Source organism: Diaphorobacter sp., assembly GCF_050251835.1.
Taxonomy (GTDB): Bacteria; Pseudomonadota; Gammaproteobacteria; order Burkholderiales; family Burkholderiaceae_C; genus JBFXIE01.
In genome coordinates, this window is record NZ_JBFWLZ010000015.1 from 20449 (window position 1) to 47361 (window position 26913).

General features: G+C 65.6%; 25 protein-coding genes and 1 pseudogene. 19 read left to right on the forward strand and 7 right to left on the reverse strand.

The window, feature by feature from the left end; translation table 11 throughout:
- Nucleotides 1-68: 68 nt before the first annotated feature.
- Nucleotides 69-650: a hypothetical protein gene (locus AB7E35_RS07275; RefSeq protein ID WP_369799296.1), complete on the forward strand. Its 582-nt coding sequence runs from the start codon at nucleotides 69-71 to the stop codon at nucleotides 648-650.
- A 73-nt stretch (nucleotides 651-723) separates the two neighbouring features.
- Here AB7E35_RS07275 and AB7E35_RS07280 read toward each other — a convergent pair whose 3' ends face one another.
- The 4 genes from AB7E35_RS07280 to AB7E35_RS07295 form a co-directional block, all read right to left on the reverse strand.
- On the reverse strand, nucleotides 724-897 hold the full coding sequence (locus AB7E35_RS07280) for a hypothetical protein (RefSeq protein ID WP_199856255.1): 174 nt from the start codon (nucleotides 895-897) through the stop codon (nucleotides 724-726).
- A gap of 189 nt (nucleotides 898-1086) precedes the next feature.
- Nucleotides 1087-2667 carry an NAD(P)H-hydrate dehydratase gene (locus AB7E35_RS07285; RefSeq protein ID WP_428167325.1) on the reverse strand — a complete coding sequence of 527 codons (1581 nt, stop codon included), beginning with the start codon at nucleotides 2665-2667 and terminating at the stop codon, nucleotides 1087-1089.
- A 30-nt stretch (nucleotides 2668-2697) separates the two neighbouring features.
- A complete protein-coding gene (locus tag AB7E35_RS07290; RefSeq protein ID WP_428167326.1) occupies nucleotides 2698-3954 on the reverse strand; it encodes an FAD-dependent oxidoreductase in 1257 nt (418 codons plus the stop codon).
- A gap of 52 nt (nucleotides 3955-4006) precedes the next feature.
- Nucleotides 4007-5350, reverse strand: a complete 1344-nt coding sequence (locus AB7E35_RS07295) for an amidase (protein ID WP_428167338.1) — start codon at nucleotides 5348-5350, stop codon at nucleotides 4007-4009.
- 249 nt (nucleotides 5351-5599) lie between these two features.
- Between AB7E35_RS07295 and rpsB the strand changes: the two genes are divergently transcribed.
- From rpsB to AB7E35_RS07380, 17 genes and pseudogenes are all read left to right on the forward strand, one after another.
- Nucleotides 5600-6352 carry a 30S ribosomal protein S2 gene (gene rpsB, locus AB7E35_RS07300; protein ID WP_047351147.1) on the forward strand — a complete coding sequence of 251 codons (753 nt, stop codon included), beginning with the start codon at nucleotides 5600-5602 and terminating at the stop codon, nucleotides 6350-6352.
- A 105-nt stretch (nucleotides 6353-6457) separates the two neighbouring features.
- Nucleotides 6458-7384 (forward strand): translation elongation factor Ts, encoded by a 927-nt coding sequence (gene tsf / locus AB7E35_RS07305; RefSeq protein WP_047351148.1) that lies wholly within the window; start codon nucleotides 6458-6460, stop codon nucleotides 7382-7384.
- A 58-nt stretch (nucleotides 7385-7442) separates the two neighbouring features.
- Nucleotides 7443-8165: a UMP kinase gene (gene pyrH, locus AB7E35_RS07310; protein WP_047351149.1), complete on the forward strand. Its 723-nt coding sequence runs from the start codon at nucleotides 7443-7445 to the stop codon at nucleotides 8163-8165.
- A gap of 57 nt (nucleotides 8166-8222) precedes the next feature.
- Nucleotides 8223-8783 (forward strand): ribosome recycling factor, encoded by a 561-nt coding sequence (frr, locus tag AB7E35_RS07315; protein WP_428163341.1) that lies wholly within the window; start codon nucleotides 8223-8225, stop codon nucleotides 8781-8783.
- A gap of 27 nt (nucleotides 8784-8810) precedes the next feature.
- Nucleotides 8811-9545 (forward strand): polyprenyl diphosphate synthase, encoded by a 735-nt coding sequence (gene uppS / locus AB7E35_RS07320; RefSeq protein WP_428163340.1) that lies wholly within the window; start codon nucleotides 8811-8813, stop codon nucleotides 9543-9545.
- A gap of 34 nt (nucleotides 9546-9579) precedes the next feature.
- Complete coding sequence (locus tag AB7E35_RS07325; RefSeq protein WP_428163339.1) at nucleotides 9580-10434, forward strand: phosphatidate cytidylyltransferase; 855 nt, start codon at nucleotides 9580-9582, stop codon at nucleotides 10432-10434.
- On the forward strand, nucleotides 10431-11609 hold the full coding sequence (gene ispC, locus AB7E35_RS07330) for a 1-deoxy-D-xylulose-5-phosphate reductoisomerase (protein ID WP_428167327.1): 1179 nt from the start codon (nucleotides 10431-10433) through the stop codon (nucleotides 11607-11609). Before AB7E35_RS07325 ends, ispC begins: the two co-directional genes overlap by 4 nt.
- A 120-nt stretch (nucleotides 11610-11729) precedes the next feature.
- Nucleotides 11730-13094, forward strand: coding sequence for an RIP metalloprotease RseP (gene rseP, locus AB7E35_RS07335; RefSeq protein ID WP_428167328.1), 1365 nt, complete (start codon nucleotides 11730-11732; stop codon nucleotides 13092-13094).
- Between the two features lie 45 nt (nucleotides 13095-13139).
- Entirely contained in the window at nucleotides 13140-15437 is a 2298-nt protein-coding gene (gene bamA / locus AB7E35_RS07340) for an outer membrane protein assembly factor BamA (RefSeq protein ID WP_428163336.1), read from the forward strand.
- Entirely contained in the window at nucleotides 15437-15958 is a 522-nt protein-coding gene (locus AB7E35_RS07345) for an OmpH family outer membrane protein (RefSeq protein WP_428163335.1), read from the forward strand. The genes bamA and AB7E35_RS07345 overlap by 1 nt, the downstream gene beginning before the upstream one ends.
- Before the next feature lie 25 nt (nucleotides 15959-15983).
- Nucleotides 15984-16967, forward strand: coding sequence for a UDP-3-O-(3-hydroxymyristoyl)glucosamine N-acyltransferase (gene lpxD / locus AB7E35_RS07350; RefSeq protein ID WP_428163334.1), 984 nt, complete (start codon nucleotides 15984-15986; stop codon nucleotides 16965-16967).
- A gap of 13 nt (nucleotides 16968-16980) precedes the next feature.
- A complete protein-coding gene (fabZ, locus tag AB7E35_RS07355; RefSeq protein WP_428163333.1) occupies nucleotides 16981-17421 on the forward strand; it encodes a 3-hydroxyacyl-ACP dehydratase FabZ in 441 nt (146 codons plus the stop codon).
- Between the two features lie 26 nt (nucleotides 17422-17447).
- Nucleotides 17448-18236 (forward strand): acyl-ACP--UDP-N-acetylglucosamine O-acyltransferase, encoded by a 789-nt coding sequence (lpxA, locus tag AB7E35_RS07360; RefSeq protein WP_428163332.1) that lies wholly within the window; start codon nucleotides 17448-17450, stop codon nucleotides 18234-18236.
- A 15-nt stretch (nucleotides 18237-18251) separates the two neighbouring features.
- Complete coding sequence (gene lpxB, locus AB7E35_RS07365; RefSeq protein ID WP_428163331.1) at nucleotides 18252-19409, forward strand: lipid-A-disaccharide synthase; 1158 nt, start codon at nucleotides 18252-18254, stop codon at nucleotides 19407-19409.
- Nucleotides 19384-20019, forward strand: a complete 636-nt coding sequence (rnhB, locus tag AB7E35_RS07370) for a ribonuclease HII (RefSeq protein ID WP_428163330.1) — start codon at nucleotides 19384-19386, stop codon at nucleotides 20017-20019. The genes lpxB and rnhB overlap by 26 nt, the downstream gene beginning before the upstream one ends.
- Before the next feature lie 30 nt (nucleotides 20020-20049).
- Complete coding sequence (locus AB7E35_RS07375; protein ID WP_428163329.1) at nucleotides 20050-20823, forward strand: TrmH family RNA methyltransferase; 774 nt, start codon at nucleotides 20050-20052, stop codon at nucleotides 20821-20823.
- A 94-nt stretch (nucleotides 20824-20917) separates the two neighbouring features.
- Nucleotides 20918-21094: pseudogene (locus AB7E35_RS07380) on the forward strand (DDE-type integrase/transposase/recombinase); the annotation flags it as partial.
- 78 nt (nucleotides 21095-21172) lie between these two features.
- Here the strand turns inward: AB7E35_RS07380 and AB7E35_RS07385 are convergent.
- The 3 genes from AB7E35_RS07385 to AB7E35_RS07395 are packed head-to-tail and all read right to left on the reverse strand — an operon-like array spanning nucleotide 21173 to nucleotide 25398.
- Nucleotides 21173-23248, reverse strand: coding sequence for an acetate--CoA ligase family protein (locus AB7E35_RS07385; protein WP_428163328.1), 2076 nt, complete (start codon nucleotides 23246-23248; stop codon nucleotides 21173-21175).
- Nucleotides 23245-24219 carry a Bug family tripartite tricarboxylate transporter substrate binding protein gene (locus AB7E35_RS07390; RefSeq protein WP_428167329.1) on the reverse strand — a complete coding sequence of 325 codons (975 nt, stop codon included), beginning with the start codon at nucleotides 24217-24219 and terminating at the stop codon, nucleotides 23245-23247. Before AB7E35_RS07390 ends, AB7E35_RS07385 begins: the two co-directional genes overlap by 4 nt.
- Before the next feature lie 24 nt (nucleotides 24220-24243).
- Complete coding sequence (locus AB7E35_RS07395; protein WP_428163326.1) at nucleotides 24244-25398, reverse strand: acyl-CoA dehydrogenase family protein; 1155 nt, start codon at nucleotides 25396-25398, stop codon at nucleotides 24244-24246.
- 178 nt (nucleotides 25399-25576) lie between these two features.
- Here AB7E35_RS07395 and AB7E35_RS07400 point away from each other — a divergent pair, with 178 nt between their 5' ends.
- Nucleotides 25577-26908, forward strand: a complete 1332-nt coding sequence (locus AB7E35_RS07400) for an MmgE/PrpD family protein (protein WP_428163325.1) — start codon at nucleotides 25577-25579, stop codon at nucleotides 26906-26908.
- The last annotated feature ends 5 nt before the right edge of the window (nucleotides 26909-26913 follow it).

Genomic DNA, 26913 nt, shown 5'->3' on the forward strand with positions numbered 1-26913 from the left:
CGCAGGCCCTGCTGCTGGCCGCGCTGCTGCCCGCCTGCACCAGCCAACCGCCGGTGCCCGACTGGCAGATGAACGCCCACAGCGCGGCCGGGCGGGCGACCGAGGCTTATCTATCCGGCAACACCCGCGTGGCTGAACAGGAATGGACCCGCGCACGCGCCGAGGTGGCACGCACCGGCCGCCCCGAACTGCTGTCGCGCCTGGAGCTGATGCGCTGCGCCGCCCAGGTGGCCAGCGTGCAATTGCAGCCCTGCGCCGCGTTCGAGCCGCTGCGCGCCGATGCGGCGGCGCCCGAACAAGCCTATGCCGACTACCTGGCCGGTCGCGCCACGCCCGCGCAGGCCGCGCTGCTGCCCGATGCGCAGCGCGCCGCAACTGCCAGTGTGCAGGCTATCGCAGCCATTGCCGACCCGCTGGCCCGTCTGGTGGCTGCCGGCGCTGCATACCAGGCCGGCCGCGCCACGCCCGAGGTGATGGTGCTGGCCACCGACACCGCCTCCGCCCAGGGCTGGCGCCGCCCGCTGCTGGCCTGGCTGCTGCTGCGCGCCGAGCGCGCCGCGCAGGCGGGCGATGCGCCCCTGGAGGCCGCGCTGCGCCGGCGCATTGCGCTGGTGGAAAGCGCCGGGGCGCCTGCGGAAAATCGCCGGTGAACATCGCCCTCGGCGCTGCGGCTGCATCCGGCCCTGGTGCGGACCTGGCGCGGTTGCAGTCGTGGTGCTGGTGTCAGTCAAACAGGCCCGCCGGCACCAGCTGATCCAGTTGGCTGTGCACCAGCGAGTCAGCCACCTGGGCCGTCTGGTGCGGCACCAGGGTCGTTACGCTGGCCGCAACGGCCAGCAGCACGGTGATCGCAAAAGCTGCGGATGCGTGTGATCCGGGGCGCAGGCGGCGTTTCATGGCAGTGACCTCCGGTATGGTGAAAAAATCGGTAAGGTGAAGGCGCTAAAGCCAGGCCCCATTTAACTGCCAAAGCTGAGCCCCGTGTGTCAGACCGGGCGTACAAAAAGGCCGTTTGTCGATGCCTGCAAACACAATTACTTCTGCAAGCAAGTAGTCAGGCTTGCTGGCTGGGGGCCCACCCCTGCATCACCCTGGTGGCAGAAGGCTGGCAAGGGCGCCGGCCGTCAGCGTGTGGCCCTGCGGCCAGCGGTCGGCCGCTTCGCCGTGCTGCCAGCAGGCGTGGGCGGCGGCGTCAAAGGCCATGTCCGCAGCTGCAAAGGCGCTGCCGGGGGCATTGGCGCCGTCCGGGCGGTGGGTTGCGGCGGCAGCCAGCCGCGCGCCCACCAGCCCGGCCAGCACATCGCCCGTGCCGCCCGTGGCCAGCAGTGCGTTGCCCGTGGGGTTGATGACGGCAGCGCGCCCCGGCGCGGCGATCACGCTGCCCGAGCCCTTGAGCAGCACCGCGCAGCCGTAGCGGTCAGCCAGCGCATGGGCGGCTGCCAGGCGGTCGGCCTGCACGCTGGCGGTGGGGGTGTCCAGCAGCCGCGCGGCCTCCAGCGGGTGCGGCGTGAGCACGGTGGCGCGGTCGGGCTGTCCGCCGCGTGCGCGCAGCAGCGCTTGCAGTGCAGGGTTGGCGGCGATGGCGTTCAGCGCGTCGGCATCCAGCACCAGGCGCGGCGCCTGCTGCAGCACTTGCGCCAGCACGGCGGCCACTGCTGCGCCGCCGCCGCAGCCGCAGACCACCGTGGTGTGCTGCAGCGCCAGCGCGTCAAAGCGGCGCAGCATCAGCTCGGGGCGGTGTGGCGTGGATGTGAGCGTGCCTGCGTCCAGCAGCGCCACCAGCACGCGCCCGGCGCCGCCGTGCAGGGCCGCGCTGGCGGCCAGCAGCGCCGCGCCCGTCATGCCCATGCCGCGTGCGGCCAGCCCTTCACCGCCGACGATGGCCACATCGCCAAAGCTGCCTTTGTGGCTGGCATGCGCGCGTGCAGCCACGGCGGGTGGCCCGGCCAGCCAGGCGCAGGGTAATTCGGCTGTCGCAGGCACGCCCAGGTCGTCAAACCACACGCTGCCCGCCGCATCGCGCCCGTGGCCGGTGAACAGCCCCGGTTTGAGCGTGAGCAGCGCCAGCGTGTGGCGCGGGGCTGCCGGGGTGGCCGTCGTGGCGGGCGCCAGCCCGGGGGCGTATTGGCCGGTCTCTGCGATCAGTCCCGAGGGCAGGTCCACGCACAGCGTGGGCGCTGCGCTGGCGCGCATGTGGGTCAGCCATTGCAGCAGGCGTGCGCCGGGCGTGCGCGGGGTGTGCGTTGACGCGGGTGCGGCAGCGCGCAGGCCGATGCCCAGCAGGGCGTCCACGCACAGATCCTGCGGGCCCAGCGGCGGTGGCTCGGCGGCAAAGGGCACGCCGGCATCGTGCGCGCGCTGCCAGGACTGGCGGGCGTCGGCGGGTGCGGTGTCGGGCGTGCCCAGCCAGGTCACCACGACCGGGTGGCCGCTGCGGTGCAGCAGCATGGCGGCCTCCAGCCCGTCGCCGCCGTTGTTGCCGCTGCCGCAGGCGATCCAGATGGTGCGCGCATGCGGGGCTAGCGCCAGCGCCAGGCGCGCGGTGGCCTGCCCGGCGCGCTGCATCAGGGTGTGTGGCGCCAGGGCCGCGGCGGCTGCGGATTCGATGCGACGCGTGGCCGCGGTGTCAAACAGGGCGTGAGGCTGGTCAGGTGCGATGCGCTGCATGCGCTGCATTGTGGCGCCAGGCCGCCGGGGTCAAAAGCGCTGCGGCGCAAAGGGTTGCAGGTCAATGGCGGGTGTGCGCTGGGCGATCAGGTCGGCCAGGGCGCGCGCGCTGCCGCAGGCCTGGGCCCAGCCGCAGGCGCCGTGTCCGGCGTTGAGCCACAGCCCCGAAATGCCGCTGGCGCCGATGGCGGGCGCGCCGTCGGGCAGCGTGGGGCGTGCGCCGCGCCAGACCTGCACCTGGGGTGACGAGGTGAGCGCGCCGCCCGGAAACCACCCCGACAGCGCCAGGTACAGCGTCTGCAGCGTGGGCGCATGGTGCGCGTGGTGGGAACTGGCGCCGCGGCCGATCTCGGCGCCGCCGGACGCGCGCACGCGCTGGCCCTGGCGGGTGATGGTGATGCGGTGCACCGGGTCGATCACGGTGCCCTGCGGCGCATGGGTGTCTTCACGCACGGGCGCGCTGACGGTGTAGCCGTGCACGCCCGCCATGGGCAGGCGCAGCCCCACCGGGCGCAGCAGGGCTGCGCTGGCCAGACCGGCGCACAGCACCACGGCATCAAAGTGCCGGGGTGCGTCTTCGCCCTCGATGAGCAGGCTCGCCGAGCGGGCGGACAGCGAGTGCACCCGTGTGCTGAACAGGAACCGCGCCCCTTGGTTCTGGGCAGCCTGGCGCAGCGTGTGCACAAACAGGCGGCAATTGCCGGCCTCGCCATCGGGCGCGTGCAGGGCGCCGGCCAGCGGCACGTCGGCGGCCAGCCCGGGCTCGATCAGGCGGGCTGTGGCGGCGTCCACTTCGCTCAGGGCGACGCCCGCATCGCGCAGCACCTGCAGCGCAGGTTGCACACGCTGCAGATCCTGCGGCCGGCGCAGCAGCACCAGGGTGCCGCGGCTGGTTTCCAGGTCTGCTTCAAACCGCTGCGCCAGCGCGCGCGTGCGCTCCAGGCTGTAGCTGCCCAGGCGCTGCAGCGCGCCAAGGCGTGCCTGCGCATCCGGCCCGCGCCCGGCCCGCGACCAGCGCCAGAGCCAACCCAGGCCGGTCATGCCTGCGCCGCTGGTCAGGCGCGGCGTGGCGTTTGTGCCTCGGATTTGGCGGCGCAGCGGCCCGCCGATGCCCGGCGCAGCCCAGGGCACGAGAAGCGATGGTGCCAGCATGCCCGCGCTGCCAAAGCTGGCTTCTTCAGCAGCAGCGGCGCGCTGCTCGAAAACGGTGACTTGGTGGCCGTCGGCGGCCAGTTCATAAGCTGTGGCCGCGCCGACAATGCCGGCGCCCACGATTGCGATCTGCATGAGTTTGAGTGAAAAGTGCGTCTAACCCAGAAAGGATAAGCGCTGGCAGCTACTATTTTTGTAGTTCCTTCTCGATCAGCAGACTGATGTTGAGCACCGCGTCGTCGCGCAGCGCGCCATGCCACACCATCAGGCCCACCGGCAGCTCGCCCGCCTGGTAGCAGGGCAGCGACAGGCCGCAGCCGTCCAGCATGTTGACCACGCCGGTGTTGCGCAGCAGCAGACCGTTGACGCGAAAAAATTCGGCATCGCGCTCGTTGCCAGGCGCCACCGACGCGATGGTGGGCGCCACGATGGGCACCGTGGGCGACAGCAGGGCGTCAAAGCCCGCTGTGGCCGCCCGCATGCGCTCAATCCATGCGCGGCGCGCCTGCAGCAGGTCGATGTAGTCGGCGGCGGACATGCTGGCGCCGCGCTCGATGCGGCTTTTGACGCGCGGGTCGTAGCCGCTGCCGCTTCGCTGCAGCAGCGTCCGGTGCCAGGCGTAGCTCTCGGCGGCGGAAAAACCGCCTGTGGCATTCACCTCGGCCAGCTGCGCGGTCTCGGGCAGGGCGATCTCGGTGATGTGCGCGCCCGCGCGGCGCAACTGGGTCAGCGTGCGCTCGAATGCCGCAGCGACGGTGTCATCCAACCCGTCAAGAAACAGCGTGGAGGGCACGGCCAGCCGCCATGCAGACAACGGCGCAGGGCTGCGCGTGATGCGCCGCGCGGCCAGGATTTCGTGCGCCACGATGGCGTCGCGCACCGTGCGGGTCAGCGCACAGGCGGTGTCCAGCGTGGTGGACAGCGGCACCGTGCCTGTCGTGGGCACCAGGCACGCGGTGCTTTTGAAACCCACGATGCCATTGAGCGCGGCCGGTATGCGGATGGAGCCACCGGTGTCCGAGCCCAGCCCGATGAAGGCCGCGCCCGTGGCCACCGACACCCCCGCGCCCGACGAGGAACCGCCGCACACGCGCGCCGGGCCGGGCAGGGCGCCGTGGCGTGTGTCGTAGGCTGCTGGCGTGCCGAAATGGGGGTTCACGCCCACGCCCGAGAAGGCGAACTCGACCATATGGGTGCGCCCGATGATCGCCGCCCCTGCGCGGCGCAGGCGCGCCACGGCCGGGCTGTCAGCCTGCGCGGGTGGTGCGTCCGCCAGCACGGCGGAGCCCGCGGCAGTCGTCATGCCCTGGACGTCAAACAGATCCTTGACCGATACGGCAAGTCCGGCCAGCGGCCGTTGCTCCACGCCCGCGGCGGTGGCCGCTGCGCGGGCTGCGGGGTAGCAGGTCTGGCGAAAAACATGGGCGCAGACGGGGGACTCGGCCGCGGCGATGCAGCGCTCCAGTACGTCAAGCGCACTGACACGCTCGCCAGTGATCTGGCTGCGGACAGATATAAGGTCGGGATGCATGGGCATGTGCTAAACTCTTTCGGCTTTGCTGGTATCTGGGCCGCTGTGGATGCGTAATCAACGCAGGCGCGGCGCGCAGTAATCGGTGAGGCTAATCGCAAACCAGCCCCCACAAGGTGTTGCGGCCCGCACAACACAGTTGAACAGCAGTGATTCAAATGCCAGGCATATTGCCGGCGCGCACTTGCTGGCTCTGGCGGATCGTGATTATTGGCGCTGGATTTTAGACCCAACCTTCGGAGAAACTTCATGTCCGTCACCATGCGCGAAATGCTGGAAGCCGGTGTCCACTTTGGTCACCAGACACGCTTCTGGAACCCCAAGATGGCCCCCTACATCTTTGGCCATCGCAACAAGATTCACATCATCAACCTGGAAAAATCGCTGCCGATGTTCCAGGAGGCGCAGAAGTTCGCCAAGCAGCTGGCGGCCAATCGCGGCACCATTCTGATGGTCGGCACCAAGCGCCAGGCCCGCGAGCTGGTGTCCGAGCAGGCGCAGCGCGCTGGCGTGCCCTTCGTGGACCAGCGTTGGCTGGGCGGCATGCTGACCAACTTCAAGACCGTCAAGACATCCATCAAGCGCCTGAAGGACATGAAGGCCCAGCAGGAAGCCGGCCTCGAAAGCATGAGCAAGAAAGAGCAGCTCATGTTTGCCCGCGAGCTGGAAAAGCTGGAAAAGGATATCGGCGGCATCCAGGACATGACGGCCCTGCCTGACGCCATCTTCGTGATCGACGTGGGCTACCACAAGATTGCAGTGGCTGAGGCCAAGAAGCTGGGCATTCCGCTGATCGGCGTGGTGGATTCCAACCACTCGCCCGAAGGCATCGACTACGTGATTCCTGGCAATGACGACTCCGCCAAGGCCGTGGCTCTGTATGCTCGCGGCATTGCCGACGCCATCCTGGAAGGCCGCGCCAACGCCGTGAACGACGTTGTGAAGGCTGTTGCCGGCGAAGGCTCCGACGAATTCGTGGAAGTGGACGAAAACGCCGCCTAATAACGGGCTGCGCGATGCGTCGCAAAAAAGCGGGGCCCCTGGTGAGCCCCCTTTTTTTTAGCTTTTGATCCTGCAAGAACTGAACCCGAGAACTGGAGAAACACGATGGCTGCAATTACCGCAAGCATGGTCGCCGAACTGCGCGCCAAGACCGACGCCCCCATGATGGAGTGCAAGAAAGCACTGACCGAAGCCGAGGGCGACATGGCCAAGGCCGAAGAACTGCTGCGCGTCAAGCTGGGTACCAAGGCTGGCAAGGCCGCTTCCCGCGTGACGGCCGAAGGCGTGGTGGCGTCCTTCATCAACGGCACCGTGGGTGCGCTGATCGAGGTGAACAGCGAGACCGACTTCGTGTCCAAGAACGACAGCTTCATCGCCATGGCCAATGCCGCCGCCAAGCTGATCGCCGAGCACAACCCCGCGGACTTGCAAGCCCTGGGCCAACTGGCTTACGAACAGGATGGTTTCGGTCCCACGCTGGAAGACGTGCGCAAGGGCTTGATCGGCAAGATCGGCGAGAACATGTCGTTCCGCCGTTTCAAGCGCTTTGACGGCTCCAACCTGGCTGCATACCTGCACGGCTCGCGCATCGGCGTGGTCGTCGAGTTCGACGGTGACGCAGCGGCTGCCAAGGATGTGGCCATGCACGTCGCTGCCATGAAGCCCGTGTCCCTGACCAGCGCCGACGTGCCTGCCGAGCTGATCGCCAAGGAGCGTGCTGTGGCCGAGGGCAAGGCCGAAGAAGCCAACAAAGAGCTGGTGGCTGCCGGCAAGCCCGCGCAGAGCGCGGAAATCACCGCCAAGCGCATCGACGGCGCGGTGCAAAAGTACCTCAAGGAAGTCTCGCTGGCCGACCAGGTCTTTGTGAAGGCTGCTGACGGCAAGCAGACCGTGGCCCAGATGCTCAAGGCTGCGAACACCAATGTGAAGGGCTTTACCCTGTACGTGGTGGGCGAAGGCATCGAGAAGAAGGTGGACGACTTCGCCGCCGAAGTGGCCGCACAGGTCGCAGCCGCCAAGTCTGCCGCCTGATAGCGTCCGCCCTTCGCCTCGTCCGCCCCATCCTGCCCAGCCTTACGGAGAATTGCCCATGACCCCCGCCGCACCAGCCCACAAGCGCATCCTGCTCAAGTTGTCTGGTGAGGCGCTCATGGGCGATGATGCATTTGGTATCAATCGCGCCACCATCGTGCGCATGGTCGAGGAGATCGCAGAGGTCACGCTTCTGGGCGTCCAGGTGGCCGTGGTGATTGGTGGGGGCAACATCTTCCGCGGTGTGGCGGGCGGATCCGTGGGCATGGATCGCGCTACGGCCGATTACATGGGCATGCTGGCCACCGTCATGAATGCGCTGGCCCTGGCCGACGCCATGAACAAGCAAGGGCTGACGGCGCGCGTGATGTCCGCCATCGGCATCGAGCAGGTGGTGGAGCCTTACGTGCGGCCCAAGGCACTGCAATACCTCGAAGAGGGCAAGGTGGTGGTGTTCGCCGCCGGAACGGGCAACCCGTTCTTCACGACGGACACGGCGGCGGCACTGCGCGGCGCCGAGATCGGCGCCGAGCTGGTGCTCAAAGCGACCAAGGTGGATGGTGTCTATACCGCCGACCCCATGAAAGACCCGACCGCCACGCGTTACGCCAAGCTCACGTTCGACGAGGCCATGGTGCGCAACCTGGGCATCTTGGATGCGACGGCGTTTGCCCTGTGCCGCGATCAGAAGCTGCCGATCCGCGTGTTCTCCATTCTCAAGCCGGGTGCGCTCAAGCGCGTGGTGATGGGCGAGGACGAAGGCACATTGGTGTACGCTTGAAAGCTTTGCCGTGTACGGCATTCACGCACTGATTGCCTGCTTGCAGAGGAACCTCACATGACGATAGCCGACATCAAGAAGAACACCGAAGCCAAGATGGATCAGTCCATCGCCGCCTTCAAGAACAACCTGGCCAAGATCCGCACCGGCCGCGCCAACCCGCAGTTGCTCGACACCATCCACGTCGAGTATTACGGCTCCATGGTGCCGCTGTCGCAGGTGGCCAACGTGGCGCTGCTGGACGCGCGCACCATCAGTGTGCAGCCCTGGGAAAAGAACATGGGCGCCAAGATCGAGAAGGCCATCCGCGAGAGCGAACTGGGCCTGAATCCTGCCTCCATGGGCGACTTGATCCGTGTGCCCATGCCGCCCATGAGCGAAGAGCGCCGCAAGGAGATGACCAAGCTGGCGCGCACCGAAGGCGAGGGCGCCAAGGTAGCCATCCGTAATCTGCGCCGCGACGCCAATGAGGGCGTCAAAAAGCTGGTCAAGGACAAGCTGGCCTCTGAGGATGAGCAAAAGCGCTCCGAAGCGGACATCCAGAAGACCACCGACAAGCACATCGCAGAGATCGACTCCCTGGTTGCGGCCAAGGAACAGGAAATCATGGCGATCTGACCCGTTTGGCAGGTCGGTCCAGGATTCATGTCCACTGCGCAGGGAGCCATTCCCCACCACGTCGCCATCGTCATGGATGGCAATGGCCGCTGGGCCACACGCCGCTTGTTGCCACGCCTGGCAGGGCATCGCCAGGGGGTGGAGTCGTTGCGGCGCTGTGTGCGTGCGTGCGTCGAGCGCGGCGTGCGCGTGCTGACAGTGTTTGCGTTTTCTTCCGAAAACTGGAATCGCCCTGCCGATGAGGTCTCCGGCCTTATGGAGCTGCTGGCCAAAGCCTTGACGCGAGAGGTGCCCCAGCTTGCACAAGACGGCGTACAACTGCACTTCGTGGGCGAGCAGACCGGCCTGTCCGCCAAGGTGCGTGACGGTTTGCGGCAGGCCGAAGCGGCCACGGCAGGCAATCAGCGGCTGGTGCTCAACGTGTGCTTCAACTACGGCGGGCGTTGGGACATCACCCAGGCTGCCGCTGCGCTGGCCGCGCGGGGCGAGCCGATCACCGAGTCCAGCCTGAATGCCGCCCTGGGCCTGGCCCATGTGCCCGACCCTGACCTGCTGATTCGCACCGGCGGGGAGATGCGTCTGAGCAACTTTTTGCTATGGCAGGCCGCCTACACCGAGCTGTACTTCAGCGACCGCCTCTGGCCCGACTTCGACGAGTCCGTGCTGGATCAGGCCTTTGCAGACTACGCCGCGCGCGAGCGTCGTTTTGGTCGCACCTCCGCGCAGCTGCAGTCGGCGGATCCCGACGGTCTGCGTATCTGATGCTGCCGCCTTCCACACTGACAAAGGGGCCCTGATGCTCAAGCAACGTGTCATCACCGCCTTGGTTCTGCTGGCCATCTTGCTGCCGGCGCTGTGGTATCCCTCATATGTGCCCTTTGCAGCGATTGCGCTGGTGCTCATGGCTGCTGGCGCATGGGAGTGGGGTCGGCTCAATGGATTGGGCGATGGTGTTAGCGTGGCGCTGGGTGCGCTGTGCGTGCTGCTGTGCGGCCTCAGCTGGGCGGGCGGCTGGCTGCAGCAACCGCTGCCCTGGTTGTGGACGTTTGGTGGCGCAGCCTGGGTCTTGTGCGGTGCCTGGCTGCTGCGCGCAGGCGTGGAGGGATGGCCCCGCGTGCCGCGCGCTCTGCGGGTTGTGGGTGGCGTGCTGGCGCTGTGGTTGGCGTGGCTGGCCGTGGTGCAGGCGCGCGTGCAGGGCATCAACTTTCTGATGTCCGTGCTGACCCTGGTCTGGGCAGCAGACATCTTTGCCTACTTTGCGGGGCGGGCTTTCGGGTTGCGCTTCACCCGCAACAAGCTGGCGCCGTCCATCAGTCCCGGCAAAAGCTGGGAGGGGGTGTGGGGCGGCATGGCGGGCGTGTTGGTGCTGGCGCTTGCATGGGTGGCGGGCGACGCCATCTGGCAGGCCGATGTGCCCAGTTTCTACACCCGCCTGGCGCAGCAAGGGTGGGGGTTGCTCATCGTCGGCGCGGTGTTTATGGCCACCATGAGTGTGGTGGGTGATCTGGTCGAGTCGCTGGTCAAGCGCAGCGCGGGCGTCAAGGATAGCAGCGGCCTGCTACCCGGCCACGGCGGCGTGCTCGACCGCATCGACGCGTTGCTACCCACACTGCCGCTGGCCATGATGCTCTCTCACTTTGCAACTGCATGAAACAACGTCTCACGATTCTGGGCTCCACCGGCTCCATCGGCACCAACACGCTCGACGTGGTGGCCCGCCACCCCGACCGCTATGAGGTCTTCGCCCTGAGCGCCGCCACGCAGGTGGATCTGATGCTGGCCCAGTGCGCGCAGTTTCGCCCGCACTACGCGGTGATGGCCAGCGCGCCGCACGCGGAACTGCTAGCCGAAAAAATCAAGCAAAACAGCCTTCCAACCCAGGTGCTAAAAGCGCCAGATGCTCTTGATGTGATAGCGTCGCACGAACAGGTGGATGCCGTGATGGCCGCCATCGTGGGAGCTGCCGGCTTGGCACCGTGTCTGGCGGCCGCACGCGCGGGCAAGCGTCTGCTGCTGGCTAACAAAGAGGCGCTGGTGGTGGGTGGCGAGGTGTTCATGTCCGCCGTGCGTGAAGGTGGCGCCACGCTGCTGCCCATCGACAGCGAGCATTCCGCCATCTTCCAGAGTCTGCCCGAAGACCCCGCCACCTGGGCGCGGCGCGTGCAGCATGTGCTGCTGACCGCCTCGGGCGGGCCGTTTCGTATGCGCGACCCCGCCACGCTGCGCGACGTGACGCCCGAGCAGGCCTGCGCCCATCCCAACTTTTCGATGGGCCGCAAGATCTCGATCGACTCGGCCACCATGATGAACAAGGCGTTGGAGGTGATCGAGGCGCGTTGGCTGTTCGATCTGGCGCCTGACCAGATCAAGGTGGTCATCCACCCGCAGCAGATCATCCATTCGATGGTGCAGTTTGTGGATGCGTCCATCATCGCGCAACTGGGCACGCCTGACATGCGCGTGCCCATTGCCTGTGGTCTGGCTTGGCCGGAGCGGGTGGAAAGCGGCGCCGCGCCCCTGGACTTCGCGCAGCTGGCCGCGCTGACCTTCGAAGAGGCCGATGCCGCGCGCTTTCCGGGGCTGCACCTGTCGTGGCAGGCGCTGCGGGCGGCGCCGGGCACCACGGCTGTGCTCAATGCGGCCAATGAGGTGGCCGTGGAGGCCTTTCTCGGCCAGCGCATACGCTTTGACCAGATCCATGCGCTCAACTGTGCAACTTTGGCGGCCGTGGAGCCCTCCAACCCGGACTCGCTCGGCGCTTTGCTGGAGCTGGATGCCCGCACGCGTGCGGTCGCCACGCAGCTGATGCACGGTTTTGTCAATTGATATGCGCTGCAAAAAAGTGAGCTTGTCGCGCCTGTCATGCAAAGCGTGCGAACCGCTTTTATGCTCCAGGCACTGACCGGCAGGCGCCAAGCGCCTTGTTGTTTTTAGGAACCCCCAAGCATGCTGCTGACCGTTGTTGCCTTCATTGTTGCGCTGGGTGTGCTGATCGCAGTGCATGAGTACGGCCACTACCGCGTGGCTGTGGCCTGCGGCGTCAAGGTGCTGCGCTTTTCAGTGGGGTTTGGCCAGCCGCTGCTGCGCTGGCAGCCCAAGGGCTCGCCCACCGAGTTCGTGATTGGCGCCTTCCCCCTGGGTGGCTATGTGCGCATGCTCGACGAGCGCGAGGCGCCTGTGGCCCCTGAAGAGCGCCACCTGGCCTTCAACACCCAGCCGCTGCGCTCGCGTGCGGCCATCGTCGCCGCCGGGCCGCTGGCCAATTTGCTGCTGGCGGTGCTGCTGTATGCCGCCGTCAACTGGATCGGCGTTCAGGAGCCTAAGGCGTACTTGGCCAGTCCGGTGGCTGGCTCCATTGCCGAACAGGCGGGCCTGAAGGGCGGGGAATTGGTGGTGGAGGCCGTGGTGGGCGATCAGGCCAGCGAGCCCGTGCGCTCCTTTGAGGACCTGCGCTGGGTGCTCACGCGCGGCGCGCTGGACGCGCTGAACGTGCGTCTGTTGCTGCAGCCCGAGCGAGGATCTTCGCCGCGCGAGGTGCTGCTGCGCCTGGATCAGATGGACGTGCGCGAAGCTGACGCACAGCTGTTTCGCAAGATCGGCATCGCTGGTCCCTGGACCCGCCCTGTCCTGGGAGAGGTGATGCCCGGCAGCGCCGCCGAGCGCGCGGGTCTGCGCGAGGGTGATGAAGTGCTGCGCGTGGGGGGGGTCGATGTGGTGGATGGATCCCGGCTGCGGGAGCTCATCCGCGCGTCCGTGCGGGGGCATGAGCCACTTGAGCAGGTCTGGCGCGTGGAGCGTGCCGGAAGTTTGATTGACGTCGCCGTCAGGCCTGACGTGGTGCGGGATGCCTCCGGCTCCGTGGGACGCATTGGTGCTTACGTAGGTGCGCTGCCGGACATGATCCATGTGAACTATGGCCCCGTCGAAGGACTGTGGAAGGGCGTGGAGCGCACCTGGGAGGTGTCGGTGCTCACGCTGCGCATGATGGGGCGCATGCTGATTGGCGAGGCGTCGCTCAAAAACCTCAGCGGGCCCTTGACGATTGCAGACTACGCGGGCCGCTCGGCTAGCATGGGACTGACCCAATACCTGGCTTTCATGGCGCTCATCAGTGTCAGTCTGGGTGTGCTGAACCTGCTGCCGCTGCCCGTCCTGGATGGCGGACACCTGATGTATTATCTTTGGGAGGCCGTGACCGGGCGTGGTGTATCCGAGGCCTGGATGGAGAGGCTGCAGCGCACAGGCGTCGCGGTGCTCCTTTTCATGATGTCCATCGCTCTGTTTAATGACCTCACCCGGCTTTTTGGCTAATCTTTTTGCCGCCTTTGCGCTGCGATGGCGGCTCCAGCTTCATCCATGAGAAAACATATCAATCGCCTGGGCGTGCGCACAGCAACGGCCATCGTGGCCATGGTCTTTGCCAGCAACGCCGCATGGGCGCTGGCGCCGTTCAAAGTGCAAGACATCCGCGTTGAAGGCCTGCAGCGCGTGGAGCCCGGCACCATCTTCGCATCGATACCACTGCGTGTGGGCGACGAGTACAACGACGAGAAGGGCGCCGCTGCCATCCGCGCGCTGTTTGCTCTGGGTCTGTTCAAGGATGTGCGCCTGGAGGCATCGGGCAACGTGCTGGTGGTCGTGGTGGAAGAGCGGCCCACCATTGCCGACGTGGACTTCGCGGGCACCAGGGAGTTTGACGGCGACACCCTCAAGAAAGCCATGCGCGACGTGGGCCTGGCCGAGGGGCGTCCTTTCGACAAGGCGCTGGCTGACCGTGCCGAACAAGAGCTCAAGCGCCAGTACATCAATCGCAGCTTGTATGGCGCCGAGGTGGTCACCACCGTTACGCCCATTGAACGCAACCGCGTCAACCTGACCTTCACCGTCACCGAGGGCGAGCCCGCCAAGATCAAGGACATCCGCATCGTTGGCAACAAGGCCTTCAGCGAATCTACCTTGAAGGGGTTGTTCGACCAGGATACGGGCGGCTGGCTGAGCTGGTACACCAAGTCCGACAGGTATTCGCGCGCCAAGCTCAACGCCGATCTGGAAACCCTGCGTTCTTACTACCTGGCGCGCGGCTTCCTGGAATTTCGCATCGAGTCCACGCAGGTGGCGATCTCACCCGACAAGCAGGATATTTCGATCACCGTCAACGTGAACGAGGGGCAGAGTTATGTGGTTTCCGGCGTGAAGCTGGAGGGCAACTACCTCGATCGTGACGATGAGTTCAAGTCGCTGATCACCATCCGCCCCGGTGAGCCCTACAACGCCGACCGTGTCGCCGAGACCACCAAGGCCTTCACCGACCACTTTGGCAACTTCGGCTTCGCCTTCGCTCGTGTCGAGGCCGTGCCCGAGGTTGACCGCCAAAACAACCGTGTGGCCCTGGTGCTGCGGGCCGAGCCCTCGCGCCGTGCCTATGTGCGCCGCATCAACGTGAGCGGCAACAACCGCACGCGCGACGAAGTCATCCGCCGGGAGTTTCGCCAGTACGAGTCCTCCTGGTACGACGGTGACAAGATCAAGCTGTCGCGTGATCGCGTGGATCGTCTGGGCTATTTCACCGATGTGAACGTGGAGACGCAGGAAGTGCCCGGTGCGCCCGATCAGGTGGATCTGGTGGTGAACGTGACCGAAAAGCCCACAGGCTCGCTGCAATTGGGGGCGGGTTTCTCCAGCGCCGAAAAGGTGTCGGTGTCGTTTGGCATCAAGCAGGAAAACGTCTTCGGCTCCGGCAACTACCTGGGTGTGGACGTGAACACCAGCAAGTACCGCCGCACGCTGGTGTTCTCCACCACCGACCCTTATTTCACGCGCGACGGCATATCGCGCACCTTTGACCTGTACTACCGCACGGCCAAGCCCTACGAAGAGCAGGGCGGCAACTACGAACTGGTCACCGCGGGCACCAGCCTGCGTTTCGGCGTGCCTTTCAGCGAGACGGATACGGTGTTCTTCGGCGGCGGTCTGGAGCAGACCCGCATCAAGTCCGGCACCAATATCCCGGCCGCTTACCTGGCCTATGCGCGTAATTTTGGCGAAACCAGCTCGTCTGTGCCCCTGACGATTGGCTGGTCGCGCGACGACCGCGACAGCGCGCTGGCGCCCAATTCGGGCCGCTATCAGCGCCTCAATTCGGAATGGTCCGTGGCGGGCGACGCGCGCTACGTGCGGGCCAACTACCAGTATCAGCAGTACATTCCGCTGAACAAGCAGTACACCATCGCCTTCAATGGCGAACTGGGCTACGGCAAGGGCATGGGGGGCCGCCCCTTCCCGGTGTTCAAGAACTTTTATTCCGGCGGCCTGGGCTCGGTGCGTGGCTTTGACCAGGGCACGCTGGGGCCCAGGGATGTGACTGGTGCATCGCTGGGCGGGCCCAAGAAAGTCACGCTGAATGCCGAGCTCATCGCGCCGATTCCAGGTGCCGGTAACGACCGCACGCTGCGATGGTTTGTCTTTGTGGACGCAGGCAATGTGTACGGCGAGGATGAAAGCTGGGAGTTTGGCGACATGCGTGCCTCGGCTGGTCTTGGCCTCAGCTGGATCTCCCCGCTGGGCCCGCTGCGTATTGCCTTTGCCCAGCCGGTGCGCAAGTTCGCCGGCGATAGAATCCAAAAAATCCAATTCCAGATCGGAACGTCTTTCTAATGAAATCCCTCTCCCGCCATATCCCCCTGGTTGTTCTACTGGGCTCGCTGGTGACTGCCTTGCCTGTACAGGCGCAGGAATTCAAGGCCGGCTTCGTGAATACCGACCGCATCTTCCGCGAAGCTGGCACCGCCAAGGCGGCGCAGGCGAAGCTGGAGCAAGAGTTTTCCAGGCGCGAAAAGGAACTCGTGGACATGGGTAATTCCCTGAAAAATGCCACAGAGAAGTTCGAACGCGAAGCCCCTACCATGGCCGAAAGCCAGCGTGCCGCACGTCAGCGTCAGCTGGTCGATCAGGATCGCGATTTCCAACGCAAGCGCCGCGAGTTCCAGGAAGACCTCAGTGCGCGCAAGAACGAAGAGCTGGGTCAGGTGCTCGAGCGCGCCAACCGCGTGGTCAAGCAGGTGGCCGAGGCCGAGAAGTACGACGTGATCCTGCAGGAGGCCGTCTATATCAATCCCAAGCACGACATCACCGACAAGGTGATCAAGGCGATGAACGCTGCCAACGGCGGCAAGTAAAGCGTTTCTACAGGATAGGTAGCGCGTGAGCTTGCGACTTGGGCAGATCGTCGATGCACTTGGGGGCAGCCTTGAAGGGGCAGACAGAAATAGCGAGATTTTCCGCATCGCACCGCTGGAGTCAGCCGGTAGCGGTGATCTTGCCTTTCTGAACAATCCGCGCTACCAGTCCCAGCTGGCCGCCTCCCAGGCGGCCTGTGTCATTGTGGCGCCCGGCATGCGGGCTGCGGCGCTGGCCCGCGGTGCCTGCATCGTTACCGATGATCCTTACGTGTACTTTGCCCGCGTCACTCAATTGTGGGTGCGTGCGCATGGACAGGGGCCGGCGGCGGGCATCCACCCCAGTGCCGTTGTCGATCCGCAGGCGCAGGTGCACCCGACAGCTTCGGTGGGCCCGCTGTGTGTGGTCGAACGGGGTGCCGTGATTGGAGCGCACACGGTGCTCAAGTCGCGCGTCACGGTGGGGGAGCGCTGCACGATTGGCGAGCGCTGTCTGTTGCACCCGGGGGTGGTGATCGGGGCCGATGGCTTTGGCTTTGCGCGGCAGCAGCAGGGCGAGTGGGTCAAGATTGAGCAGCTCGGCGCTGTGCTTGTCGGCAACGACGTGGAGATTGGCGCCAACACCTGCATTGACCGCGGTGCGCTGCAAGACACGGTGATCGAGGACGGCGTCAAGCTCGACAACCTGATCCAGATTGCGCATAACGTGCACATTGGCCGGCACACGGCAATGGCCGGGTGCGCTGCGGTGGCGGGCAGCACCCGCATCGGGGCGCATTGCACCATTGCCGGCGCTGCGTCCATCATCGGGCACCTGCAGCTGGCAGACAATGTGCATATCTCCACCAACACGGTGGTGACGCATTCCATTTCACGGCCGGGGCAGTACACCGGTGTTTTTCCCATGGATGAAAATGCCAGTTGGGAAAAAAACGCTGCCACGCTCAAGCAGCTTTACCGGCTGCGTGAGCGCATCAAGGCACTCGAGCAAACACGAAAAGACGGCTAGACCGCTACAAAAAATGATGGATATCCACCAAATTCTCAAACTCCTGCCCCACCGCTATCCGTTTTTGCTGGTAGATCGGGTCATCGAGCTTGAACGCGGCAAGCACATCCAGGCGATCAAGAACGTCACCATCAACGAGCCGTTCTTTACGGGGCATTTTCCGGCGCGTCCGGTGATGCCGGGGGTGCTGATCCTCGAAGCGCTGGCCCAGGCGGCAGGCTTGCTGTCTTTCGACATGATGGGCGAGGCGCCTGGCGACGACAAGGTGTTTTATTTTGTCGGCATTGATGGCGCGCGATTCAAGCGCCCTGTGGAGCCTGGCGACCAGCTCATTTTGGATGTCGCGCTCGACCGCATCAAGGGCGGCATCTACAAGTTCAAGGCCGTGGCTCGCGTAGGCGACAGCGTTGCCTGCGAAGCCGAGATCATGTGCACCATGCGTTCAGTGGTCTGACGTCGGCACCACCCTGGGGCGGTTCAGTGACCACCATTCATACCACCGCAATCGTCGATCCTGCGGCGCAGCTCGGCCCATCCGTCGTCATTGGCCCGTACGCGATCATCGGCCCCCATGTCAGCATAGGCGCGCGCACCTCGGTGGGCGCGCACTGCGTGATCGAGGGGCATACGCGCATCGGTGAAGACAACCGCATTTTTCAGTTCAGCTCCCTGGGCGCCGCACCGCAAGACAAGAAGTACGCGGGCGAGCCCACGCGACTGGAGATCGGGCATCGCAACACCATTCGCGAGTTCTGCACCTTCAACACCGGCACGGTGCAAGACAGTGCCGTGACCCGTATTGGCGACGACAACTGGATCATGGCCTATGTGCACATTGCGCACGACTGCGTGGTGGGCAACCAGACCATCCTGGCCAACAACGCCACGCTGGCGGGGCATGTGCACGTGGGCGACCAGGCCATCATCGGCGGCTTGACGGGTGTGCACCAGTTTTGCCGCATTGGCGCGCATGTCATGGCGGGCTTTGCCAGCCGCATCGCGCAGGACGTGCCGCCGTTCATGATGGTGGACGGCAACCCTCTGACCGTGCGCGGGCTCAATCTTGAAGGACTGCGCCGGCGCGGCTTTTCTGCGCAGCGCATCGCCGGCATCAAGCAGGCCCACCGCCTTCTGTATCGCCAGGGTCTGACGCTGGAAGCTGCGCTGTCGGCCATGGACGAAGTGCCGCATTCGCACCCCGAGGCCGAAGGCGACATTGCATTGCTGCGCGACTTCATCGTGGCGTCGCAGCGCGGCATTGCGCGCTGAGGGTCGCTCGGCGCCATGAATGTGCATTCCCCGCGCGTTGCGATGGTGGCCGGCGAGACGTCCGGCGACTTGCTGGCAGGCTTGCTGCTGGATGGTCTGCAGGCGCAGTGGCCTGACGTGACCAGCGCGGGCATTGGCGGCCCACGCATGCAAGAGCGCGGCTTTGATGCCTGGTGGCCCAGCGAGCGCCTGGCGGTGCATGGCTACAGCACCGAACTGGTGCGGCGCCTGCTGGGCATCCTGAAGATACGCAGGCAGTTGCGCGCCAGGCTGCTGGCGGACAAGCCTGACGTGTTCATCGGCGTCGATGCGCCCGATTTCAACCTGGGGCTGGAGGCGGACCTGCGCGCCGCCGGTGTCAAGACGGTGCATTTCGTCTGCCCGTCCATCTGGGCGTGGCGCGCCAACCGCGTCGAAAAAATACGCGCCAGCGCCGACCATGTACTGTGCATCTTTCCCTTCGAGCCCGAATTGCTGGCGCGCCACGGCATCGCTGCCACCTACGTGGGCCACCCGCTGGCGGGCGTCATCCCCATGCAGCCCGACCGCCTGGCTGCGCGCGCGCAGCTGGGCCTGGCGGCGCACGATGAGGTGCTGGCCATCCTGCCGGGCAGCCGATCGGCCGAAGTGGCCTACATAGCACAGCCCTTTTTTAAGGCTGCAGCCCTTATAAAACAAGCGCGACCAGCTATAAAAATAGTAGTGCCCGCCGTGCCCGCGCTGCGTTCGCGCATCGAGCAGATTGCACGCGAATGCGGCGTGCTGCAGTCGCTGACCATCGTCACCGGCCAGTCGCACCAGGTGCTGGCCGCCTGTGACGTCACGCTGATTGCCAGCGGCACCGCGACACTGGAGGCGGCGCTTTTCAAGCGCCCCATGGTCATCGCTTACCACATGCACCCCATCAGCTGGCGCCTGATGCGTCGCAAGCAGCTGCAGCCCTGGGTGGGCCTGCCCAACATCCTGTGCGGAGACTTCGTCGTGCCCGAACTGCTGCAGGACGCCGCCAGTCCGCAGGCATTGGCTGAAGCCGTCACGCAATGGCTGGATGCACGCACCCGCAATCCCGAGCGCATCGCGCAGCTCGAGCAGCGCTTCACGGCCCTGCACCAGCAGTTGCTGCGCGACACTCCACGCCTTGCCGCAGATGCCATCCAGAAAATCCTTGCCTGAACAAAAAGCCTTCAACTGGCATGCCACAGGCCTGGTGGCCGGGGTGGACGAAGCCGGCCGCGGCCCGTTGGCCGGCCCGGTGGTTGCGGCAGCGGTCATCCTGGACGACCTGCAGCCGATTGCCGGTCTGGCGGACTCCAAGACACTCACCGCCGCGCGGCGCGAGGCGCTGTACGACCAAATCCGCGCCAAGGCCCTGTGCTGCAGCATCGCCCAGGCCAGCGTGGAAGAGATTGACCGGCTCAACATCCTGCAGGCCACTATGCTGGCCATGCGACGTGCCGTGCAGGGCCTGCGCCTCAGGCCGACGCTGGCACTGGTGGACGGCAACCGCCTGCCGCAACTCGACATGCCCGCAGAAGCCATCGTCAAGGGTGACGGGCGCGTGGCGTCCATCGCGGCGGCCTCCATCCTTGCCAAAGTCACGCGCGACCACATGTGCGTCGAGCTGCACACCCAATATCCGATGTACGGTTTTGCTGGTCACAAGGGCTATCCCACGGCTGAACATCTGGCTGCGCTACAGGCCCACGGCGCCTGCCCGCAGCATCGGCGCAGCTTTTCACCGGTGGCGCGGGCTCTGTTGATGCAGCCTCACGCCCAGCCCTGAACTGCGCCTGTCCCTGTTTTTTTCGCCTTCATGCGTACCCCCCCGACTGTCATCCATTCGCGCGACAACGCGCTGCTCAAAGACCTGCGCCGCCTGGCGCAAGACAGCACGGCCTACCGCAAGCAGGCCCGCGTCTGGCTGGAGGGCGACCACCTGTGCAGCGCGGCTCTTGCGCGGGGCCAAAGCCCCGCCATTGCTGTTTTTTCTGAGTCTTTTTGGCCTGTAGCGCCCGCGGAATATGCGCAGGCAGCTACAAAAAACGTAGTAATCGCTGACACGCTCTGGGCCGACATCAGCGCCCTGGAGTCGCCCGCGCACATGGGCTTCGTGTTGGATATGCCGGCCGCATGCGGGTTGGACCTGCACGCTCCCACCGTGGTGCTTGACCGCTTGCAGGATGCGGGCAACGTGGGCTCCATTTTGCGCAGCGCCTCGGCCTTCGGCTTCACGCAGATCGCTGCTGTCAAGGGCACGGCAGCCCTGTGGGCGCCCAAGGTGCTGCGCGCCGGCATGGGTGCGCATTTTGCGCTGCGGCTGGTGGAGGGCCTGGACGTGCAGGACATCGACGGTCTTCGCATACCCTTGCTTGCCACCAGTTCGCACGAGGGCGACTACCTGCACCGCGCAGCGCTGCCCTGGCCCTGCGGCTGGATCATGGGGCACGAAGGGCAGGGCGTATCGGCTGCACTGCAGCAACGCGCCAGTCGCCATATCCGTATCGCCCAGCCCGGCGGGGAAGAGTCCCTCAATGTTGGCGCAGCCGCCGCCATCTGTCTGCATGCCAGCGCAGCGGGGCGTGGGTAGTCGGGGTGGTGAGCACTGCGATGCGTGTCATCGGGCAAGGGGCCAATCACGCAACCTTGTTTGCGCGGTAAAACTACCGTCTGTCATCGCGTCAGTGGGCTGGTCGATGGGGAGCCGGATCGACACCGGCCTCACTTTTGATGCGCGGTTGATGGCCTAGTGGCGTCGCCAGCCCAAGCGGGCCCTCACGGCGCATTCCGATCAGGGGAGTCAGTTCACAGGCCATGAGCGGCAGACATTGCTGCGCGAGCACAACCTGGTCAGCAGCATGCTCCAGCAGGAGGAAGGTTTCCAGCGACCGCTGTCCCTGGACGTGAGTGCAATTGCACCCACGTGCAGCTAGCAGCTTTCAAACATGCTGAAATACCAACGCATCCACGGCAGTCACCCCTTGCCCCTCGGGCAGTATCAGGAGCGGATTGACTTCAGCTTCCGCAACACGCATTTCCGGTTTCAAGGCCAGTTGCGACAGCGCGCTCACGGTATGCGCCAGAGATTCCAGATCGCCCCGCGCCTTGCCACGCAGGCCGGTCAGCGGTTTCAGGGCATTGACCTCGGCGATCATCTCGCGCGCCGTTTCCACCGTCACCGGCGCCAGGCGGATGCTGCGGTCTTTGGCCACCTCGGCCCAGATGCCGCCTGCGGCCAGCATGATGATGGGGCCAGCGTCCGCGTCCACGCGGTAGCCCACCAGCACCTCACCCAAGCCTTTTTGCATGGGCTGCACCAGCACTTCGTCGCAGGCAGCTTGTGGGGCTTTCTCGTCCAGGTTGCGCCGCAGCGTGGCCATGGCAGCGGCCAGCTCCGCATCGCTGGCAATGTTCAGCAGCACGCCGCCGACCTCGGTTTTGTGCGGGATGTCCGCCGAGCACACCTTGGCCACCACGGGGTAGGCAAAGGGCAGCGGTGCGGCTTCGCTGCCAAAGCGGCGCAGCACGGCGGGCGCGTGCGGCACGCCCAGGGCGTCGAGGATGCCGTAGGCGTCGGCCTCGCTCAGGGTGCGCGCTGCACCTGGGGCGGGCAACTGCGGCTCTTGGCCCGGCTGGCGACGCGCCAGCACGGCGGCAATAGCGTCGCCACAGGCCTCGGGCGAGCGAAAGCACGGTACGCCCGCTGCGGTGAGCGCGGCCAGCGCCTCGGGTGCGTCGGGTACCAGCATGGCGGCCAGCGGCTTGGGCTGCCCGGCGCATTCCACGATGGGCTTGACCGCCAGCTGCGGCTGAAAGCGCGCCGACGAGCCCACCACGGCCAGCACCAGATCAAATTCAGGCGCGGTGAGCAAAATGTCCAGCGTGCCCTTCATGGTTTCGTACTTGGTGCCCGCCAGCGTCATATCGAGCACGCGGCCCGGTGTGCAGGGCAGGCCAGCCTGCTCCAGGCGCTTGAGTGTCGCGGCTGAGGGCGGCTCCACCACCACGCCCCGGATGCCCAGCTGATCCACTGCCATGGCTGCACCGCCGCCGGTGGTGGTGACCACGCCCACGCGCTTGGGTGCGCTCTCCAGCGGAATTCGCCGCGCCAGCGGGAAGGTTTCCAGCAGCGCGTCCAGCACCCCCACGCGGGCAATACCCAGGTCTTTGAAGAAGGCGTCGGCGATGTCGTCTTCGCCCGCAATGGCGCCAGTGTGGGTGGTGGCCATCTCGGCAGCAGCAGCGCTGCGCCCGAGCTTGTAGGCGATTACTGGCTTGCCCGCCAGGTGCGCAGCGCGCGCGAAGGCGCGCAATTCTGGGCCGTGGCGCAGGCTCTCCAGAAACAGCAGGTAGCCCTCGATGGCCGGGTCGTCCAGCGTGGCGGCGCAGATGTCGCCTACGTTCAAGTCCACCTCGCTGCCTACCGACACCAGACCGGCAAACCCCACGCCCCGCGCTTTACCGCGTGACACCAGCGCACCGATCATGCTGCCGCTGTGCGATGCGACGAACACCTTGCCGGGTGGGATATCCGGTTCGGCAAAGGCTGCGTTGGCCGTGAGCACCAGGCCTGTGCGCGGGTTGACCACGCCCAGGCTGCTCGGGCCGAGGATGCGAATGCCCGTCTCGCGGGCGATCTGGCGCAGTTCTTCCTCACGCTGCACGCCCTCAGTGCCGGATTCGGAAAAGCCGCTTGCCAAGATGGTGACCACCTTCACGCCGAGGGCCGCGCATTCGCGCACAGCAGGAATCACGGTATCTGTGGGCGTGAGTACAAAAACCTGGTCAGGCACCTCGGGCAGGCTTTGCAGGCTGGGCCAAGCCTTGAGGCCCTGGATTTCCGAACGCTTGGGATTGATGGGATAGATGCGACCGGAGAAGCCCGAACGCTTCAGGAACTGCACAGGCCTGCCTCCCATTTTGCTGACGTCGTCAGACGCGCCATAAAGGGCGATGCTGGCCGGATGGAGCAGCGCCTGTGCCAGTGCTGCTGTGGAATCTTTGTGTAGTGTCATTGCGCGTCGATCTTGATGGTTTTGAACTGCTCGCCCCACTGCGCAACCTCGCGCTGGATGTCGTTGCGAAACTCCTCCGGGCTGTTGCCGATCATGACAGCGCCCAGGGACTCAAGCTTGACCTTGATTTCAGGAGTCTGCAGGGCCTCCACGGCCGCTGCATGTAGTTTCTTGATGATGGCGGGGGGCGTGCCCGCTGGGGCCAGCAGGCCGTTCCAGGAATCTGAGACCATGGCCGGAAAGCCGGCCTGCGTGAAGGTGGGCACGTCGGGCAGTCCCGACAGACGCAGCGGTCCAGCCACCGCCAGGGACTTGACCTTGCCCGCCTGCAGGTGCGGCATGGCACCGCTGGCGGACACAAAAGCCAGATCCACATGCCCGGCAATCAAATCCGTCATCACATTGCTGGCCCCTTTGTAGGGAATGTGCGTGAGCTGCACGCCCGCCAGGCGTTGGAGCAATTCAGTCGCCATGTGTTGCGACCCACCCAGGCCGGTGGTGCCGTAAGTGAGCTTTCCGGGCTCCTTTTTTGCCAGCGCGATGAGATCCTGGACATTGCCCACATTGAGATCGGGTCGCACTGCCAGCACGCCGGGCGAGGAGGACAGCTTGGAAATCGGCGTAAAGCTCTTGACGGCATCGAACTTCAGCTTCTTATAGACATAGCTGTTCATCGTGAGCGGTGCCGCCGCCACCAGCAAGGTGTAGCCGTCGGCAGGGGCAGCGGCCACAGCTTCGGATGCGATGTTTGAGCCTGCGCCGGGGCGGTTGTCCACAACAAACGGCTGACCTAGCCGTGTCTGTAGATGCGCTGCGATCATGCGCGCAACCAGATCGGTAGGCCCACCCGCGGAATAGCCCACGATGACACGTACCGGCTTAGAAGGGTAGGCGGCATCGGCCATGGCGCCACTGGCCATACCCATAGTCAGCGCAGCGCAGGCGGCCACCGAAAAGTTGCGACGATTCATATTTGTCTCCTTGATTTGTAGTTTTCAGTCTTTGCTGGGACGCTGCGAGAACGTGCGGCCAAACACGCCTTCGGCGATGCGGTTCTTCAGGATTTCGATAGAGCCCCCGGCGATCATCCAGCCGCGCGTGCGGCGCACGCAGTACTCCACCAGCGACTCCTGGCTGAAGCCCATGCCGCCCATCACCTGCAGCGCGTCGTTGGATACCTCCCAGCCGGCCATGTTGCAAGCCAGCTTGGCCATGGCCGTGCTTTGGGCGCTGGGCAGGCCATGCTCGCCCTCCATGGCCGCGCGGTACAGCATCAATTGCGCCTGTTCCAGCTTCATGGCCATGTCGGCAAACTTCCACTGCAGGCCCTGGAACTCGCACAGCTCGCGCCCGAACTGCTTGCGCGTCAGGGCATGCTCACGCGCCGCGTTGAAGGCATAGCGGCCCAGAGCCAATGCGCGCGAGGAGTTGCCCAGGCGCTCCACGTTGAAGCCGGAAATTTGCTTCTTGAAGCCGCCAGGACCCAGCAGCACATTGGCGGCCGGGATGCGGCACTCATCGAAATAGAGTTGGGACCATTGCTCGCCGTTCATGAAGTTGGAAGGCGTGCCCACCTGGAACCCGGGGGTGCCGCGCTCGACCAGCACCGATCCGATGCCGCCCACGCCAGGGCCAAAGCGCACGTAGATCAGGAACAGCTCCGCCTCCGGGCTGTGGGTGGAGAACACCTTGCTGCCGTTGATGACGTAGTGGTCACCGTCTTGGCGGGCGCTGGTTTTCAACTCCGTGACGGCAGAGCCCGCATCGGGCTCGCTCATCCCCAGCGAGATCAATTTGCGGCCCGCCAGCAGGTCGGGCAGAAAGCGCTGCTTTTGCTCGGGCGTGGCGTACTCGACAAAGGTGCGGATGGGGCCAAAGTTGCCCGCCTGCACGATGTCTGCGCTCTTGGGGCAGGCCAGCGCAATCTGCTCGATGGCCAGCACCGCGTGCATCAATGTGCCACCCTGGCCGCCATCAGCCTCGGGAAAGGCAATGCCCAAAAGACCCTGTTCGGCCAGCAGTGCAGCCGTTTCCCAGGGGTAATGGGGTGAGTGCGCGCGCGCCAGTGCGCCGTCCTTGAGCTTGTCCTGGGCAAAACGGGCCACCGAATCGGCAAATGCCTGGTGCTCTTCGCTGAGTTTGAAATCCATGTGCGTTCCTGTATGGGATGAAAGTGGTCTGCATGGTGCCGACGCTCCCCGGTTTTGAGAACTTCGTGTTTTGTCAGGAGCCCCTACAAATACTCATACCACCACCACTTCTGCGAAGTTCACAACCGCGCTGACAGGCACGACCATCGCCCCCATGCCAACACCTTTGCTGCACCCCATGACCGCTGCCCAACGCTTTGCCGAATTCGCCTCGTCCCTGAACCAGTCCCCCCTCGCGCCAGAAGTCATCCACCATGCCAAGCGCACCATCGTGGATTGGTATGCGGCGCTGCTGCCCGGCGCTATTGAGTCGCCCCCCACATTGCTGGAGCAGGCGCTGGCCGAAGACCTGGATCGGGGCGACGCCCGGCTGGCCCTGGGCCGCGCTGCCACCGTGCGCACGGCGGCGCTCATCAACGGCACCGCCGCCCACACCGTAGAGGTGGACGACATTTACCGCGAGGCCATCTACCACCCCGGCGCACCCACGATTGCCGCTGCGCTGGCGCTGGCCCAGGCGCGCCAGGCCACCGGGCTGCAATTGATCCGCGCTGTGGTGGCGGGCTACGAAGTCTCGACGCGCATCGGCGCCGCGCTGGGGCGCACGCACTACCGCTACTGGCACAACACGGGCACGGTGGGCACCTTTGGCGCGGCATCGGCCGCCGCCACGCTGCTGGGGCTGGACGCCGAGCGCCACGCGCACGCGCTGTGCACGGGCGCCACCTTTGCAGCGGGGTTACAGCAGGCGTTTCGCATGGATTCCATGTCCAAGCCGCTGCACGCGGGCCATGCCGCCGAAGCAGGGGTGCTGGCCGCCCTGGCCGCCGAGCGCGGCGTGACCGGCTCGCTGGATGTGCTCGACGGCGACGCCGGCATGGGCCGCGCCATGGGCGACGGGCCCGACTGGAAACTGGCCACCGCCACGCTGGGGCAGGACTTCCACATCACCCGCATGACTTTCAAAAACCACGCCTGCTGCGGCCATACCTTTGCACCCATCGACGGTGCGCTAGCGTTGCAAACGCGCATGGGCGTGCGCTGGCAAGAGCTGGATGCCATCGAGGTGGCCACCTACGGCCCGGCGCTGGCAGTGGCGGGCAACTTCAATCCCCGCACCGCTGCCGAGGCACGTTTCTCCATCCCTTTTGTGGTGGCAACGGCCCTGATCCACGGCAGCGTGCGCCTGTCGGCCTTCACGCCCGAGCGGCTGGCCAATGCGGACATCCGCGCCCTGATGACGCGCATCCGGCTCAGCGTCGATCCGGCACTGGACGCCCGTTTTCCAGGCCAACGGGCCGCGCGCCTGCGCTTGATTGCCACGGACGGTCGGCAGGGCGAATACCTGCAACCTACGCGCAAAGGCGACCCTGAGCAACCGCTGACGGACGAAGAACTTTCCGGCAAGTTCATGGAACTGGCCGCGCCGGTGGTGGGCGACGTGCGCGCGCGCAGCTTGCTGGACGGTCTTTGGGCGCTGGACGCGCGCGTGAACCTGCTGGACCTGTGACGGCC